This is a genomic window from Pantoea sp. MHSD4 (assembly GCF_021043305.1).
Lineage (GTDB): Bacteria > Pseudomonadota > Gammaproteobacteria > Enterobacterales > Enterobacteriaceae > Pantoea > Pantoea eucalypti.
Genome location: NZ_JAJNDH010000001.1, coordinates 427,396 through 442,147, shown reverse-complemented (window position 1 = coordinate 442,147; position 14,752 = coordinate 427,396). Strand labels below are relative to the sequence as shown.

General features: G+C 55.5%; 14 protein-coding genes and 1 riboswitch. Of the genes, 9 read left to right on the top strand and 5 right to left on the bottom strand.

Annotated elements, in window-relative coordinates; translation table 11 throughout:
* Nucleotides 1–2: 2 nt before the first annotated feature.
* Together thiD and thiM are read right to left on the bottom strand one after the other, a co-directional pair.
* A complete protein-coding gene (gene thiD, locus LQK91_RS02000; protein ID WP_105098977.1) occupies nt 3–803 on the bottom strand; it encodes a bifunctional hydroxymethylpyrimidine kinase/phosphomethylpyrimidine kinase in 801 nt (266 codons plus the stop codon).
* Nucleotides 790–1,587, bottom strand: coding sequence for a hydroxyethylthiazole kinase (gene thiM / locus LQK91_RS01995; RefSeq protein ID WP_105098976.1), 798 nt, complete (start codon nt 1,585–1,587; stop codon nt 790–792). Before thiM ends, thiD begins: the two co-directional genes overlap by 14 nt.
* Nucleotides 1,588–1,621: 34 nt before the next feature.
* Nucleotides 1,622–1,722, bottom strand: a riboswitch (TPP riboswitch).
* 307 nt (nt 1,723–2,029) lie between these two features.
* Here thiM and LQK91_RS22050 point away from each other — a divergent pair.
* Entirely contained in the window at nt 2,030–2,227 is a 198-nt protein-coding gene (locus LQK91_RS22050; RefSeq protein ID WP_004571258.1) for a hypothetical protein, read from the top strand.
* A 98-nt stretch (nt 2,228–2,325) separates the two neighbouring features.
* On the top strand, nt 2,326–3,285 hold the full coding sequence (locus LQK91_RS01990; protein WP_004571257.1) for an AEC family transporter: 960 nt from the start codon (nt 2,326–2,328) through the stop codon (nt 3,283–3,285).
* 64 nt (nt 3,286–3,349) lie between these two features.
* Here LQK91_RS01990 and ahpF read toward each other — a convergent pair whose 3' ends face one another.
* Both ahpF and ahpC read right to left on the bottom strand, forming a co-directional pair.
* Nucleotides 3,350–4,915: an alkyl hydroperoxide reductase subunit F gene (gene ahpF, locus LQK91_RS01985; RefSeq protein ID WP_105098975.1), complete on the bottom strand. Its 1,566-nt coding sequence runs from the start codon at nt 4,913–4,915 to the stop codon at nt 3,350–3,352.
* Between the two features lie 71 nt (nt 4,916–4,986).
* Nucleotides 4,987–5,550 (bottom strand): alkyl hydroperoxide reductase subunit C, encoded by a 564-nt coding sequence (ahpC, locus tag LQK91_RS01980; RefSeq protein WP_004571255.1) that lies wholly within the window; start codon nt 5,548–5,550, stop codon nt 4,987–4,989.
* Nucleotides 5,551–5,797: 247 nt separating this feature from the next.
* Between ahpC and LQK91_RS01975 the strand changes: the two genes are divergently transcribed.
* Nucleotides 5,798–6,253, top strand: coding sequence for a GNAT family N-acetyltransferase (locus tag LQK91_RS01975; protein WP_105098974.1), 456 nt, complete (start codon nt 5,798–5,800; stop codon nt 6,251–6,253).
* Here LQK91_RS01975 and apbC read toward each other — a convergent pair.
* Nucleotides 6,250–7,362: an iron-sulfur cluster carrier protein ApbC gene (gene apbC, locus LQK91_RS01970; RefSeq protein WP_004571253.1), complete on the bottom strand. Its 1,113-nt coding sequence runs from the start codon at nt 7,360–7,362 to the stop codon at nt 6,250–6,252. The genes LQK91_RS01975 and apbC overlap by 4 nt on opposite strands.
* Before the next feature lie 176 nt (nt 7,363–7,538).
* On the opposite strand from apbC, the gene metG reads away from it, so the two are divergent.
* The 6 genes from metG to sanA all read left to right on the top strand — a co-directional run bounded on the left by metG (nt 7,539) and on the right by sanA (nt 14,712).
* On the top strand, nt 7,539–9,572 hold the full coding sequence (metG, locus tag LQK91_RS01965) for a methionine--tRNA ligase (RefSeq protein ID WP_008926104.1): 2,034 nt from the start codon (nt 7,539–7,541) through the stop codon (nt 9,570–9,572).
* A gap of 229 nt (nt 9,573–9,801) precedes the next feature.
* Nucleotides 9,802–10,194: a CidA/LrgA family protein gene (locus tag LQK91_RS01960; protein WP_004571250.1), complete on the top strand. Its 393-nt coding sequence runs from the start codon at nt 9,802–9,804 to the stop codon at nt 10,192–10,194.
* Entirely contained in the window at nt 10,187–10,879 is a 693-nt protein-coding gene (locus tag LQK91_RS01955) for a CidB/LrgB family autolysis modulator (RefSeq protein ID WP_004571249.1), read from the top strand. Before LQK91_RS01960 ends, LQK91_RS01955 begins: the two co-directional genes overlap by 8 nt.
* A gap of 120 nt (nt 10,880–10,999) precedes the next feature.
* Nucleotides 11,000–11,890, top strand: coding sequence for a cytidine deaminase (cdd, locus tag LQK91_RS01950; protein ID WP_004571248.1), 891 nt, complete (start codon nt 11,000–11,002; stop codon nt 11,888–11,890).
* A 269-nt stretch (nt 11,891–12,159) separates the two neighbouring features.
* Nucleotides 12,160–13,857 carry an NAD-dependent malic enzyme gene (locus LQK91_RS01945; RefSeq protein ID WP_105098973.1) on the top strand — a complete coding sequence of 566 codons (1,698 nt, stop codon included), beginning with the start codon at nt 12,160–12,162 and terminating at the stop codon, nt 13,855–13,857.
* 135 nt (nt 13,858–13,992) lie between these two features.
* Complete coding sequence (sanA, locus tag LQK91_RS01940) at nt 13,993–14,712, top strand: outer membrane permeability protein SanA (RefSeq protein ID WP_004571246.1); 720 nt, start codon at nt 13,993–13,995, stop codon at nt 14,710–14,712.
* The last annotated feature ends 40 nt before the right edge of the window (nt 14,713–14,752 follow it).

Here is a 14,752-nt window from a genome sequence, read left to right as displayed (position 1 = left end):
CGTCACCACCATTGATGAAAATGGTGAACCGGCCCGATGCCCTTCCCGACCTCCAGCGTATCTGCCATTAACAACGCCTGTTGTAACCAGTTTTTGGCTTCCCCAATCGTCTCTGCCCAGTCAGCATGACGCGGACGCAACGCGGCTAAGGCGGCCGACAGCGTGCAGCCGGTGCCATGGGTGTGACGGGTGTTGACGCGAGACGTGCTGAATCGCTGCTCAGTGGAATGCGTGATCAGCCAGTCCGGGCTCTCTGCCGCCGTAAGATGTCCGCCTTTCATCAGCACAGCCTGACAGCCCAGCGCCAGCAATGCCCGTCCCTGCTCGCGCATCTCCGCCTCATCGCTGGCGACAGCACAGTTGAGCAACGCCGCCGCTTCCGGCAGATTCGGTGTGATCAACGAGACCTGCGGCAATAACAGCTCACGTACGCTGGCCACGGCGTCTGGCGAGAGCAGCGCATCGCCACTTTTTGCGACCATCACGGTATCCAGTACCACAAACGGGATAGCTGCCTTTCTCAGCCGGGCAGCAACCTGCTCTACGATAGCCGTTTCTGACAGCATGCCAATTTTTGCGCTGTCGATGCGCACATCACTCAGCACCGAATCGAGCTGGGCGGCAACAAACTCAGGTGCAATCCGGTAAACAGACTGCACGCCTTGCGTGTTTTGTGCCACCAGCGCGGTTATGACGCTGGTGCCATAGGCGCCCAGAGCCGAGAAGGTTTTCAGATCGGCCTGAATGCCTGCCCCGCCGCTGGGATCGGTACCGGCAATCGTCAGGGCATTAATGCGCTTCATTGCCCACCTCCAGCGTCCAGAGGGCATCAATAAACGCGGTGACAAAACTGCCCGGCCCGGCAGCCTGCGCCGCTGCCTTTTCCCCCGCCAGGGCCATGAACTGACAGGCGGCCGCGACATTCATTAGACGATCACCAGGCAGACTGCTGAAGCCCGCTACCACGGCGGAGAGTGCACAGCCGGTGCCCACCACCCGTGTCATTAACGGGCTTCCACCGCTTATGGCGAGGATCCGCTGACCATCCGTGGCGTAGTCCACTTCACCGGTGACGATCACCAGCGTTTTCCAGGTCTCAGCGAGTTGCTGTGCTGCATCAATTGCCGCATCCGCCTGATGCAGTGTATCAACGCCCCGCCCGCCACTGGCCTGCTGTGCCAGCGCCAGAATCTCTGATGCATTGCCGCGGATCACCGCCGGTTGCTGACTCAATAACTGCTGACAGAAGTCACTGCGCAGCGTCAGCGCGCCGACCGCAACCGGATCGAGTGTCCAGGGTGTGCCCGCCAGATTAGCGGCAGTGATGGCAGCCTGCATCGCCTGCTGCCGTTCGCGGGTTAACGTGCCCACATTAATCAGCAGCGCATCGGCCAATTCACTGAACTCTGCGGCTTCTTCCGGATCGATCACCATCGCCGGTGAGGCATTAAGTGCCAGCAGTACATTGGCGGTGAAGTTCTGAACCACGTCATTGGTCATGCAGTGCACCAGCGGTGACTGACGGCGGAAAGTGTGCAGGATGGGCGCGAAGTGCGCGGCAGAAAGGTGTTGAGATTGATGTGTCATCGTAGCTCCCAACCGGCGAACAAGAAGGCGAATGCGGTCAGGCATCAGACTTCCCTACGCTGGCATTATCCAGTTCAGGTCAGCGGGTTTTTCTCAGCCCTTTCCGTGTGGAAAGCGGCACCCCGAGTCGTGTTACGGCTTGCAGCATAGGAGAGCTATACGGTGAAAGCAAGCGACACCTGTCGGGGAAATAATCCGTGCTGAAACAATTCATATGATCCCGATCAACGCCTGAGGTCACAAAAAAAGGCTTAATGCTGCGGGCTAAAAGGATACCTCTTTATGGTTATCCCTGTTAATCACTCTGGTGGGCAATATTTCCTGCAGTGTCTCTGACTGCATAATAATAATTAACCTGCTTGCAGCATCATCGTAAAAAATATTTTATTTCATGAGGTTAGTTACCTCCTGAAGCGGAACTTCATACTATGCAGGATGTATGATGCGATTTTTAGCGCTTATTCCACACCGTCATCGATGGCAGGATATTATTATTGAACGTCAGGGTGCCGTCGCACCCAGTGGCAGATATTATTTTTCAACCTATATTTCCGCACGCTGCTCAGGCTGTAACGAAATAATCCATCGCGTCTATTATCGTGATATCACCGATGAACAGGCGCGTCGCTGGTTAGATTAGTCGCCCTCACGGCGGAGGGTTCAGACACCGTTCCAGTTAACAGTTAGTTAGCAATTTGTTAGTCTGGTAACTAATCATCGCCTGATCAGACGCCCTCTATGCCACTGCTGTTTGAAAGCTTAAGCCATCAAATTTATCTTTCTGCCCCGCTATTTATCCTGATCTTACTGGGATACTGCCTGACACGCCTCGGAAAATGGCCTGCCAGCATCAGCGAAGGGATGAACCGCTTTGTGTTTAACGTTGCACTGCCCTGCATGCTGTTTCGGGTAATGAGTACCTTCTCACAAAGCCCGCCGGTGGATGCGCGCCTGTTACTGGCCTTCTTCGGCAGTTGCCTGCTGGTGTTTATCGTGGGGCGACTGCTGGCAACAAGGCTGTTCGATCTGGATGGCGTGGCGGCTTCAGTCTTTGCCCTGGGCGGTATCTTCTCTAATAACGTGATGCTGGGGATCCCGGTGGCCACCGTGTTACTCGGGCCGGAAGCGCTGCCACCGGTGGCACTGGTATTGGTGTTTAACAGCCTGATCCTGTGGACTTTACTGACCGTTTCAGTCGAGTGGGCGAAACAGGGCAGCTTCTCGCTGAATGGCCTTTGGCGCACATTGATCGGTGTGCTGAAGAATCCGCTCATCATTGGCATTCTCAGCGGTACAGCCTGGAGTTTTCTGCAACGCCCGTTGCCACTGCTGGCCGCTGAACCATTAAAGATGCTGGCCTCGCTGGCCGCGCCGCTGTCGCTGGTCACGCTGGGCATGAGCCTGGCGCACTATCGGGTGCGGGACGGCTTAAAAGAGAGCTACACCATTTGCCTGCTGAAGCTGGTGCTGCAACCGATGACGGTATGGGCTATCGCGTGGCTGACCGGTCTGCCGCCGCTGGAGAGTAAAGTGGTAGTCCTGCTGGGATCAATGGCGGTGGGAGTAAACGTTTATCTGATGTCGCAGAAGTTTAATGTCATTACGGGTCCGGCGGCGGCCAGTATGCTCTTTTCTACGGTGTTTGCCGCGGTAACGACGCCGATATGGATGATGCTGATGACGCTGGCGGGCTATTAACAGACTAAAAAAAAGCCCTTCAGCACGAATGCTGAAGGGCTATTGTCTGCCTGACTAAACGTTATTAAGCCGATTTAGTGCGAATCAGATAGTCAAAAGCGCTCAGTGAAGCTTTTGCGCCTTCGCCGCTGGCAATAATAATCTGCTTGTACGGCACGGTGGTGCAGTCGCCCGCCGCGAACACGCCTTTCAGGCTGGTTTCGCATTTACCATCGATGATGATCTCACCCATTTTATTGCGCTCAACCGCGCCTTCCAGCCACGGGGTATTTGGCAGCAGACCGATCTGAACGAAGATACCAGAGAGCGGCAGCTCATGGGTGGTCTGCGTCGTACGGTCAAGATAGTGCAGGCCGGTCACTTTAGTGCCGTCGCCTTTCACTTCGGTGGTCTGCGCGTTCAGGATGACATCAACGTTCTTCAGGCTACGCAGCTTATCCTGCAATACCTGGTCGGCACGCATCTCACCGGCAAACTCCAGCAGCGTAACATGTTCAACGATACCCGCCAGGTCAATGGCTGCTTCAACGCCGGAGTTACCGCCGCCGATCACTGCCGTACGCTTGCCTTTAAACAGCGGGCCATCGCAGTGTGGGCAGTAGGTGACGCCTTTGGTGCGATACTCTTCCTCACCCGGCACACCCATGTTGCGCCAGCGTGCGCCGGTCGCCAGAATGATACTGCGAGACTTCAATACTGCGCCGGAGGCGGTTTCGATTGCATGCAGTCCGCCCTGTTTCGCCGCCGGGATCAATTTGATGGCGCTCTGGCTTTCAATGACATCCACATTGTAATCATCAACGTGTGCGCGCAGTGAACCTGCCAGTTTCGCGCCTTCGGTTTTCGGTACGGAAATATAGTTTTCGATATCCACCGTATCCAGTACCTGGCCGCCAAAACGTTCGCCCATCAGGCCAGTACGGATACCCTTACGCGCTGAGTAGATGGCTGCCGCTGCACCCGCCGGGCCACTGCCGATAATCAGGACTTCATAGGCGTCACGCTTGTTCAGCTCTTCCGCTGCACGTTTATCCGCGTTGGTATCTACTTTGCTGACGATTTCCGCCAGGCTCATGCGGCCCTGACCAAACTCCTTACCATTCAGGTAAACCGCTGGCACGCCCATCACGTTGCGTTCCTGAATCTCGTTCTGGAACAGGCCACCGTCGATAGCAGTGTGGCTGATGCGCGGGTTAATCACCGCCATCAGGTTTAGCGCCTGGACGACGTCCGGGCAGTTATGGCATGAGAGTGAATAATAGGTTTCGAAATGGAAGTCACTGTCCAGCGCGGCGATCTGGTCCAGCAGGCTCTGTGCTTCTTTAGACGGATGCCCACCGGTCTGTAACAGTGCCAGCACCAGTGAGGTAAATTCGTGACCCAGAGGTGAACCGGCAAAACGCGGGCCGCTGTTCGAACCTGGGTTGGTGATCAGAAATGAGGGCTTACGCACCTGACGATCATTCTCTTCGCGGAAGCTGACTTTGTCAGACAAGCCGGCGATATCAACCAACAGTTCACGGATCTCGGTTGATTTTGCACCCTCATCCAGGGTGGCAATCAACTCAACAGGTCTGGTTAATTTCTCAAGGTAGGCCTTGAGCTGGGTTTTCAAATTTGTGTCGAGCATAGTGATATCCTGGTCAAAAAATCGGGTGCCGCAGCACCCGATTGGAGAATGATCGAAAGAGCAAAGCGGGATTAGATTTTGCCAACCAGGTCCAGAGACGGAGCCAGTGTTGCATCACCTTCTTTCCATTTAGCCGGGCACACTTCACCTGGGTGAGAAGCCACGTACTGAGCCGCTTTCACTTTACGCAGCAGGTCAGAGGCGTCACGGCCAATGCCTTCAGCGGTGATTTCGATTGCCTGGATTACGCCTTGCGGGTCAACGATGAACGTCCCACGGTCAGCCAGACCTTCGTCTTCACGCATGATTTCGAAGTTACGGGTCAGCGCGCCAGTCGGGTCACCGATCATTGTGTATTTGATCTTCGCGATGGTGTCTGAAGAACCGTGCCAGGCTTTGTGGGTAAAGTGGGTGTCGGTAGAAACGGAGTAGATGTCTACGCCCAGTTTCTGGAACTCTTCGTAATGGTCAGCCACGTCGCCCAGTTCGGTCGGGCAGACGAAGGTGAAGTCAGCTGGATAGAAGAAGAACACACTCCATTTACCTTCAACGTCTTTCTCGGTTACGTCGATGAATTCGCCGTTTTTGAATGCTGCGTTTTTGAACGGCTTAATTTTGGTATTGATAATAGACATCTGGTGGCCTCCGTTAAAATATGTGATGCAGGTTACATAATTTTCGGGCCAACATCTAATATGCGGACGTTATCAATCTGATAAACGAAAGCTATCAAACGCTGAGAGCCTGATGCTCTCTGGCCCGGCAGGCAGTGTACAGCGATTTACGTGACATTTAACCCGCTTTATCTTTTACGCGATCTTTTAGGCACGTCTCGGCTAATCACTGCTAGTTTTGTAATACCAGATGATAAGGAGCTGACCCGTGGAGATTCGTCCGTTTACTGAAGCCGACCGTCCTTTCCTGCGTACGCTGTTTCTGGCAGCGCGACGACATAACTGGCGCTGGCTGGAGGGCAGCGAGTGGCAACTGGAAGATTTTGATGGCGTTATTCTGGGGGAGACCGTCCTGGTTGCGGAGGCTGATGGCCATCGGGTCGGCTTTGCAGGTCTGCTGGAGAACGACAACTTCCTGCACAGTCTCTATGTCGATCCTGACTGGCAGGGGCGCGGCGTGGGCAGCGCGTTGCTGGAGGCGGTAGAGGCGCGTTTTACCTCAACCGGCGCGCTTAAGTGCCTGCAGAAGAACAAAGCGGCGCAGGCATTTTATCTGAAGCATGGCTGGAAGATGATTTCAAAGGGCGAAGGCGAGCACGGCGGTTATGTGCTGATGCACTACCCGCTGGCCTCACAATACGCCAGCGGGTCGGGTCGGGCTTAAAGCGCGCGGAATGCGATATCGCCAGGGATGACCTCGCCCTGCCAGTAAAGCTGGGCCGCGACGCGTCCGGCCAACTGGCGATACAGCGTGGTAAACTCGCTATCGGGCCGGCGAATCACTGTCGGTTCACCTTCATCAAGATCTTCGCGCAGGTCAATGTGCAGTGGCAACTGGGCCAGCAGTTGCGTCTGGTAATCCTCCACCAGTTTCTGCGCGCCGCCGGTGCCGAAAATCGGCTCGTGGAAGCCACACTGGCTGCAGACATGCAGGCTCATATTCTCTACCACGCCCAGCACCGGCACATTGACCTTTTCAAACATGACCAGTCCTTTGCGGGCATCAATCAGGGCGATATCCTGCGGCGTCGTGACCACCAGCGCACCGGTTACCGGCACGTTCTGCGCCAGCGTCAGCTGAATGTCGCCCGTGCCGGGCGGCATATCCAGCACCAGATAATCCAGCTCAGGCCACAGAGTCTCATTCAGCAACTGCATAAGCGCTTTACTGGCCATGGGTCCGCGCCACACCATCGCATTGTCATCCGTGACCAGATAACCAATGGAGTTGGTGGCCAGCCCATGTGCCATGATCGGCGCCATATGGGTCCCATCCGGCGAGGTTGGCCGCTGGTCCTGAGTCCCAAGCATGTTCGGCACAGACGGGCCGTAGATATCCGCGTCAAGAATGCCGACGCGCGCGCCCTCAGCTGCCAGCGCCAGTGCCATATTTACGGCGGTGCTGGATTTACCCACGCCGCCTTTGCCGGAGCTGACCGCAATAATGTTTTTAACCCCGTTAACGCCCGGCTGGTTTTTCACCCGCTTCAGGGTGGCGATATCGTGGCTGAGCCGCCAGTCGATGGCGCGTGCGCCGGTCTGACGCAGCAGGTCGGCGCTGACCTGCTCTTTCAGGGCATCGAACCCGCTGGCCCACGCAAACGGCATCAGCAGTTCAACATGCAGCGTTCCATCCAGCTGCGCCACGTGGTGCAGCGCTTTCAGCGAGGTGAGATTCTGTTTAAGGGTCGGATGCTCAAAGCTTCTCAATACGCCCGCTACGATGGCGCGCAGGCCCTCTGGCGTATGCGGTTCCCGGGATTGTACTGTCATCCCCTGCTCCTTATTTCTGCTGTGCTTACGCTGTGTTTCAGCGATGTATTGTCAATGATATCAGATGCTCGTGGATCTGCGGCGACTGGCGGGGTGAATCCCTTATGTTTACGCAGGAGAAGCCATCAGTTACCATCTAAGCCCGTTTTTTCAATCAACAGAAAGCTACGCAAACTATGACTCAAGTCGCTAAAAAAATTCTGGTAACGTGCGCACTGCCTTACGCGAACGGATCAATCCATCTCGGCCACATGCTCGAGCATATCCAGGCAGATATTTGGGTGCGTTACCAACGAATGCGTGGCAATCAGGTTTATTTCATTTGCGCCGATGATGCGCACGGCACGCCTATCATGCTGAAAGCTCAGCAGCTGGGCATTGCGCCGGAGCAGATGATTGCAGAAATGAAAAGCGAGCATGAAGCCGACTTTGCCGGTTTCAACGTCAGCTATGACAATTATCACTCCACTCACGGCGATGAAAACCGCGAGCTGTCTGCGCTGATTTACGGCCGCCTGAAAGAGAACGGTTTTATTAAAAACCGCACCATTTCCCAGCTTTACGATCCGGAAAAAGGGATGTTCCTGCCGGACCGTTTTGTGAAAGGCACCTGCCCGAAATGTAAGTCACCTGATCAATACGGCGACAACTGTGAAGTCTGCAGCGCGACCTACAGCCCGACCGAGCTGATCGATCCGAAGTCTGTGGTTTCTGGTGCGACGCCAGTTCTGCGCGACTCTGAGCACTTCTTCTTTGATCTGCCGTCCTTCAGCGCCATGCTGCAGGCGTGGACCCGCTCCGGTGCGCTGCAGGATCAGGTGGCGAACAAAATGCAGGAGTGGTTTGAGTCAGGCCTGCAGCAGTGGGATATCTCACGCGATGCGCCTTACTTCGGCTTCGAAATTCCGGATGCGCCAGGCAAATACTTCTACGTCTGGCTGGATGCGCCTATCGGCTACATGGGCTCGTTCAAGAACCTGTGCGACAAGCGCGGCGACATCGACTTCGACGAATTCTGGCGTAAAGACTCCACCACCGAGCTGTATCATTTCATCGGTAAAGATATCGTCTATTTCCATAGCCTGTTCTGGCCAGCGATGCTGGAAGGCAGCAACTTCCGCAAGCCGAACAATCTGTTTGTACACGGCTATGTCACCGTTAACGGTGCCAAGATGTCGAAGTCGCGCGGCACCTTTATCAAAGCCAGCACCTGGCTGCAACATCTGGATGCCGACAGCCTGCGTTACTACTACGCGGCGAAACTCTCTTCACGTATCGACGACATCGACCTGAATCTGGAAGATTTCGTCCAGCGCGTAAATGCCGACATCGTCAACAAAGTGGTTAACCTGGCGTCACGTAACGCAGGCTTCATTACCAAACGCTTTGACGGCAAACTGGCGGCAGAACTGGCCGATCCGGCGCTCTATCAGACCTTCGTTGATGCGTCAGAGAAGATTGGTGATGCCTGGGCTGCGCGCGAATACAGCCGTGCTATCCGTGAAATTATGGCGCTGGCCGACCTGGCGAACCGTTATGTCGATGAGCAGGCTCCGTGGGTGGTCGCGAAGCAGGAAGGCCGTGATGCCGATCTGCAGGCCATCTGCTCAATGGGCATTAACCTGTTCCGCATTCTGATGACCTGGCTGAAGCCGGTGCTGCCGTCACTGAGCGCCCGTGCAGAGGGCTTCCTGAACTGTGAATTGAGCTGGGATGCCATTGCGCAGCCGCTGCTGGATCATCAGGTTGCGCCATTCAAAGCACTCTACAGCCGCATTGAAATGGCGAAGGTTGAGGGACTGATTGACGCCTCAAAAGAGGATGCTGCCGCAGCAAGTGCACCAGCCGCAACCGGTCCGCTGGCAGATGCGCCGATTGGTGACACCATCACCATCGACGATTTCGCCAAAGTGGATATGCGCGTTGCGCTAATCGAGCAGGCGGAACGGGTTGAAGGTTCAGACAAGCTGCTGCGTCTGCAACTCGACCTGGGCGGTGAAAAGCGTCAGATTTTCTCGGGCATCCGCGCCGCTTATCCTGATCCCTCTGTGCTGGTCGGTAAAATGACCATCATCGTGGCCAACCTGGCGCCGCGTAAAATGCGCTTCGGCATCTCCGAAGGTATGGTGCTGTCAGCGGGTCCGGGCGGGAAAGATCTGTTCGTGTTGTCCGTTGATAGCGGTGCTGTACCGGGCATGCCGGTTAAGTAAAGGTCTGCCCTCTGCGGTTTAAGCTGCAAAGCACACTGCCGTTCTGAAACCCTTCGTGCCTTAGCTCTGGCGCGAAGGGTTTTCTCTTCTCTGTTCCCACGACTACCCAACCTCTCCTTTTCTTTCCCGGCACGCTTCACCCGGCACTGCCCTGTACCCATAAGTGTGATCGCTAGCACGCTAAGCGGTTAATGCGTATGATGAAGATCAGTGAAAACAGGAGCCTGCCATGCTCACCGTGCTGTCTGTCTGCGGACGTTATCTTCGCGCTTTTATCATCATTTATCTCTGCTTATACGCCGGTATCGGTATCGCCTCGCTGCTGCCTATCAAAATGCCCGGCAGCATTCTGGGGATGTTAATTCTGTTTGCCCTGCTTGCGTCACAGATTTTGCCAGTGAGCTGGGTGAAGCCGGGATGCCATCTGCTGATTCGCTATATGGCGCTGCTGTTTGTGCCGATTAGCGTCGGGGTAATGAGCTACACCGATATTCTTACCGCGCAGTTCGGCCCTATCGTTGTCTCCTGCGTCGTCAGCACCCTGCTGGTCCTCTCCATTGTTGGCGTAAGTGCCCACAAGCTTCACAGCCGCCGTCCGGCCGGGGAGTCTGCTGATGAGTGAGATATGGTGGTCGCTGCCATTGACGCTGGCCGCCTTTTTTCTGGCACGCAAGCTGGCGATAAAACTGAAGATTTCGCTGCTAAATCCGCTGCTGGTGGCGATGGCGATCATTATCCCGATACTGCTGCTGTTACAGCTGCCCTACTCGCGCTATTTCGCAGGCAGTGAGATTCTCAATCAGCTGTTGCAACCGGCCGTGGTTGCGCTGGCATTGCCGCTGTATGAGCAGATGCACCAGATTCGTGCCCGCTGGAAGTCCATTATCGGCGTCTGCTTTATTGGCAGTGTGACCGCCATGAGTTCAGGTACTGCTATTGCTCTGTGGATGGGTGCCACGCCCGAAATTGCCGCCACGATCATGCCCAAATCCGTGACCACACCCATCGCGATGGCTGTCTCCGGCTCGCTGCATGGTATCCCCGCTATCAGCGCTATTTGTGTACTTATTGCCGGGGTGCTGGGTGCGGTGTTCGGGCACACGGTACTGAATCTGCTGGGCGTGAAGTCTAAAGCCGCGCGCGGACTGGCAATTGGCAATGCGTCACATGCCCTGGGCACAGCACGCGCGGCCGAGCTCGACTATCAGGAGGGCGCCTTCAGTTCACTGGCGCTGGTGATCTGCGGCATCATCACCTCACTGCTGGCGCCCTTTATTTTTCCGCTCCTGCTGCACTGGTTTGGCTGAAACTTTGCGATAGATCTCGCAAAGTTGAAACATGCAACACAGGTTACATTGTCAGAGCGATGTGGATCACATATAAACCGGTGACTGGCACATCGCCCTGCTGAATTTAATGAGGCTCACATGCAATCCCGTTTCCTCTCCGCTTTTGAGGCATTGCCGTCAACGCTGCAAACTGCACTGGCTCCCCTGCTGAACGAGGCTGACTTCAACGCCGTGCTCAGCGCCGACCAGGTCGCCTCGCTGCAACAACAGACCCAGATGGATGCCGATGCACTGGCGCTGGCGCTGCTGCCTCTGGCGGCGTCCTGCGCCGTGGCTACCGTGTCGCATTTTAACGTCGGGGCGATTGCCCGTGGCGTCAGCGGCAACTGGTACTTCGGGGCCAACATGGAATTTGTCGGCACGGCGATGCAGCAGACGGTTCACGCCGAGCAGAGCGCCATTACCCATGCGTGGCTGCGTGGCGAGCGCCAGCTTGAGACGATAACCGTTAACTACACGCCGTGCGGGCACTGCCGTCAGTTTATGAACGAGCTGAACAGCGGCACCAGCATTCGTATCAGCCTGCCAAAGCGCGCGATCAGCACCCTGGCCGACTATTTGCCCGATGCCTTTGGCCCACGCGATCTCGACATCACAACCTTCCTGATGGACGAGGTTGATCATGGTTACGTGGCCGTGGGCGATGAACTGGTACAGGCCGCCGTGGCCGCCGCCAATGCCAGCCATGCGCCTTACAGTCAGTCACACGCTGGTGTTGCCCTGCTGACCCAGGATGGCGCGATTGTCGCGGGTCGCTATGCGGAAAATGCCGCGTTCAACCCAAGCTTCCCGCCACTTCAGGCGGCGCTGGTCTTGCTGAACATGCAGGGCGGCGATGTTCATCAGATAAAAAAAGCGGTTTTAGCTGAAGTAGAAAATGCCACGTTAAGCCAGTTCGCCGCCACACAGGCAACACTTGAGACATTTGGTTGCGGTGAGCTGCTGCAGGTGACGCTGTACAAAGCATAACCCGCTGTCAGAGAGGCCACAGTTTTGTGAGCTTTTATGAACAAACGCTGTACTTCTGCGGGAAATTTCATAGGATCTGGCGCCAGAATTCACGTGATCACAAATTACTCTGAATAATTCAGGTTGCAGGATGGCACCGCGGTCGTGAATCTTTCTGGAGCGGTTACCCTGCCGCTGCCGGGCCTGCAGTCTGAGCTATAACGGGTAAGAAAACTGGCGCTACCTTTCCGGCGTGACGCCAGACAACACTGCAACCGGAGCATCACTGCATGGAACTCGACTACGAAAGTAAACGCCCGCTGTATATCCCTTATGCTGGCCCGATTTTGCTGGAATTTCCCCTGTTAAACAAAGGCAGCGCCTTCAGTATCGAAGAACGTAACGAATTCAACCTCAATGGTCTGCTGCCAGAAGCCGTAGAATCGATTGAAGAACAGGCGCAGCGTGCCTGGCGTCAGTTCCAGGACTTCAAAAACAATAACGATAAGCATGTCTACCTGCGCAACATCCAGGACACCAACGAAACGCTGTTTTACCGCCTGCTGGATAACCATCTCGAAGAGATGATGCCGATTATCTACACCCCGACCGTTGGCGCAGCGTGTGAACACTTCTCTGAAATCTACCGCCGTGCGCGTGGCGTGTTCATCTCCTACCCAAACCGCGATCGCATCGAAGATATGCTGCAAAACGCCACCAAGCAGAATGTGAAGGTCATTGTGGTGACTGATGGCGAACGTATTCTGGGCCTCGGCGATCAGGGCATCGGTGGCATGGGTATCCCGATTGGTAAGCTTTCGCTGTATACCGCCTGTGGCGGCATCAGCCCGGCGTACACGCTGCCGGTTGTGCTGGATGTCGGCACCAACAATCAGCAGTTGCTGAACGATCCGCTCTACATGGGCTGGCGTCATCCGCGTATCACTGGCGAAGAGTATGATACGTTCGTGAATGAGTTTATTCAGGCCGTTAAGCGCCGCTGGCCGAAAGTGCTGTTGCAGTTTGAAGATTTCGCCCAGAAGAATGCCATGCCACTGCTGAACCGCTATCGCGATGAAGTCTGCTGCTTTAACGACGATATTCAGGGCACCGCCGCCGTGACCGTTGGCACGCTGATTGCGGCCAGCCGCGCAGCCGGTAGCCGCCTGTGCGAGCAGAAAGTGGTGTTCCTGGGTGCCGGTTCTGCGGGTTGCGGAATCGCTGAACAGATCATTGCGCAGATGAAATCAGAAGGTCTGAGTGATGATGAAGCGCGTGGCCGGGTAATGATGGTGGATCGCTTTGGTCTGTTGACTGATAAGCTCCCTAACCTGCTCGACTTCCAGAGCAAGCTGGTGCAGAAAAGCGAAAACCTGCAGACCTGGGATATCACCAATGATTCCATTTCGCTGCTGGATGTCGTACGCAATGCGAAACCCGATATTCTGATTGGTGTCTCCGGCCAGCCGGGTCTGTTCACCGAAGAGATCATTCGCGAGATGCACAAGCACTGTAAGCGCCCTATCGTGATGCCGTTGTCGAACCCGACATCACGCGTGGAAGCCACACCTGCGGATATCATTGCCTGGACTGACGGTGCCGCGCTGGTCGCCACGGGCAGCCCGTTCTCACCGGTGAGCTGGAATGGTAAAACCTATCCGATTGCGCAGTGCAACAACTCCTATATCTTCCCGGGTATTGGGCTGGGTGTGATTGCGTCAGGCGCCAGCCGCGTTACCGATACCATGCTGATGACCGCCAGCCGTGCGCTCGCCGACTGTTCACCGCTGGTGAATGAAGGCGAAGGCCCGGTGCTGCCTGAGATTAAAGATATTCAGGGTGTGTCGAAAATCATTGCGATGGAAGTGGGTAAAGCGGCTCAGCTGGCGGGTGTCGCCGTAGTGACCTCAGAGGATGTGTTGTCACAGGCTATCGCCAGCAACTTCTGGCTGCCGCAGTATCGTCATTATCGTCGTACCTCGATTTAACCTTCAGACTGCCGGATCGCAAGCGATCCGGCAGTGTTCAAAAATAGCACAGCCAGCCGGCAGTAACTTGCTTCACTGCGACAGCTCAAGTAGCCTTGTCCCATCTCAACATTCTGACATCGAGTCTCCAGGCGCATGCTGAAACGCGTTTCCATTGGTCTGCTTTTCATCATCTTACTGATGATGGCAACGGCGCTCGGCCTTGATCGTTGGATCAGCTGGAAAACTGCGCCTTTTATCTACGAAAATGTCGCCTCTTTACCCCATCGTCAGGTTGGCGTGGTGCTGGGTACGGCTAAATATTATCGTACCGGCGTCATCAATCAGTATTACCTCTATCGCATTCAGGGCGCGCTGAACGCCTACAACAGCGGCAAGGTCAATTACCTGCTGCTGAGTGGTGATAACGCGCTGCAAAGTTATAATGAGCCGATGACCATGCGACGCGACCTCATCAAAGCTGGTGTCGATCCGGCTGATATCGTGCTCGATTATGCCGGGTTCCGTACGCTGGACTCCATCGTTCGCACACGTAAAGTGTTTGATACCAACGATTTCATTATTATCACGCAGCGTTTTCACTGTGAGCGTGCGCTGTTTATCGCCTTACAGCTGGGTATTCAGGCGCAGTGCTATGCGGTGCCCTCACCTAAAAACATGCTCAGCGTGCGCTTCCGTGAAGTCGGTGCCCGACTGGGCGCGCTGGCGGACCTCTTTCTGCTCAAGCGTGAACCTCGCTTCTTAGGTCCGCTGGTACCTATTCCCGCCGTACGCGATGTCCCTGAAGATGCGCAGAGTTACCCTGCGGTGACGCCGGAGCAGCTGCTGGAGCTGGAACAAAAACTGCGGAAATAGCTGGCGCTCAGCGGCTTCTTTTAGCTTTGCTGAAATCGCA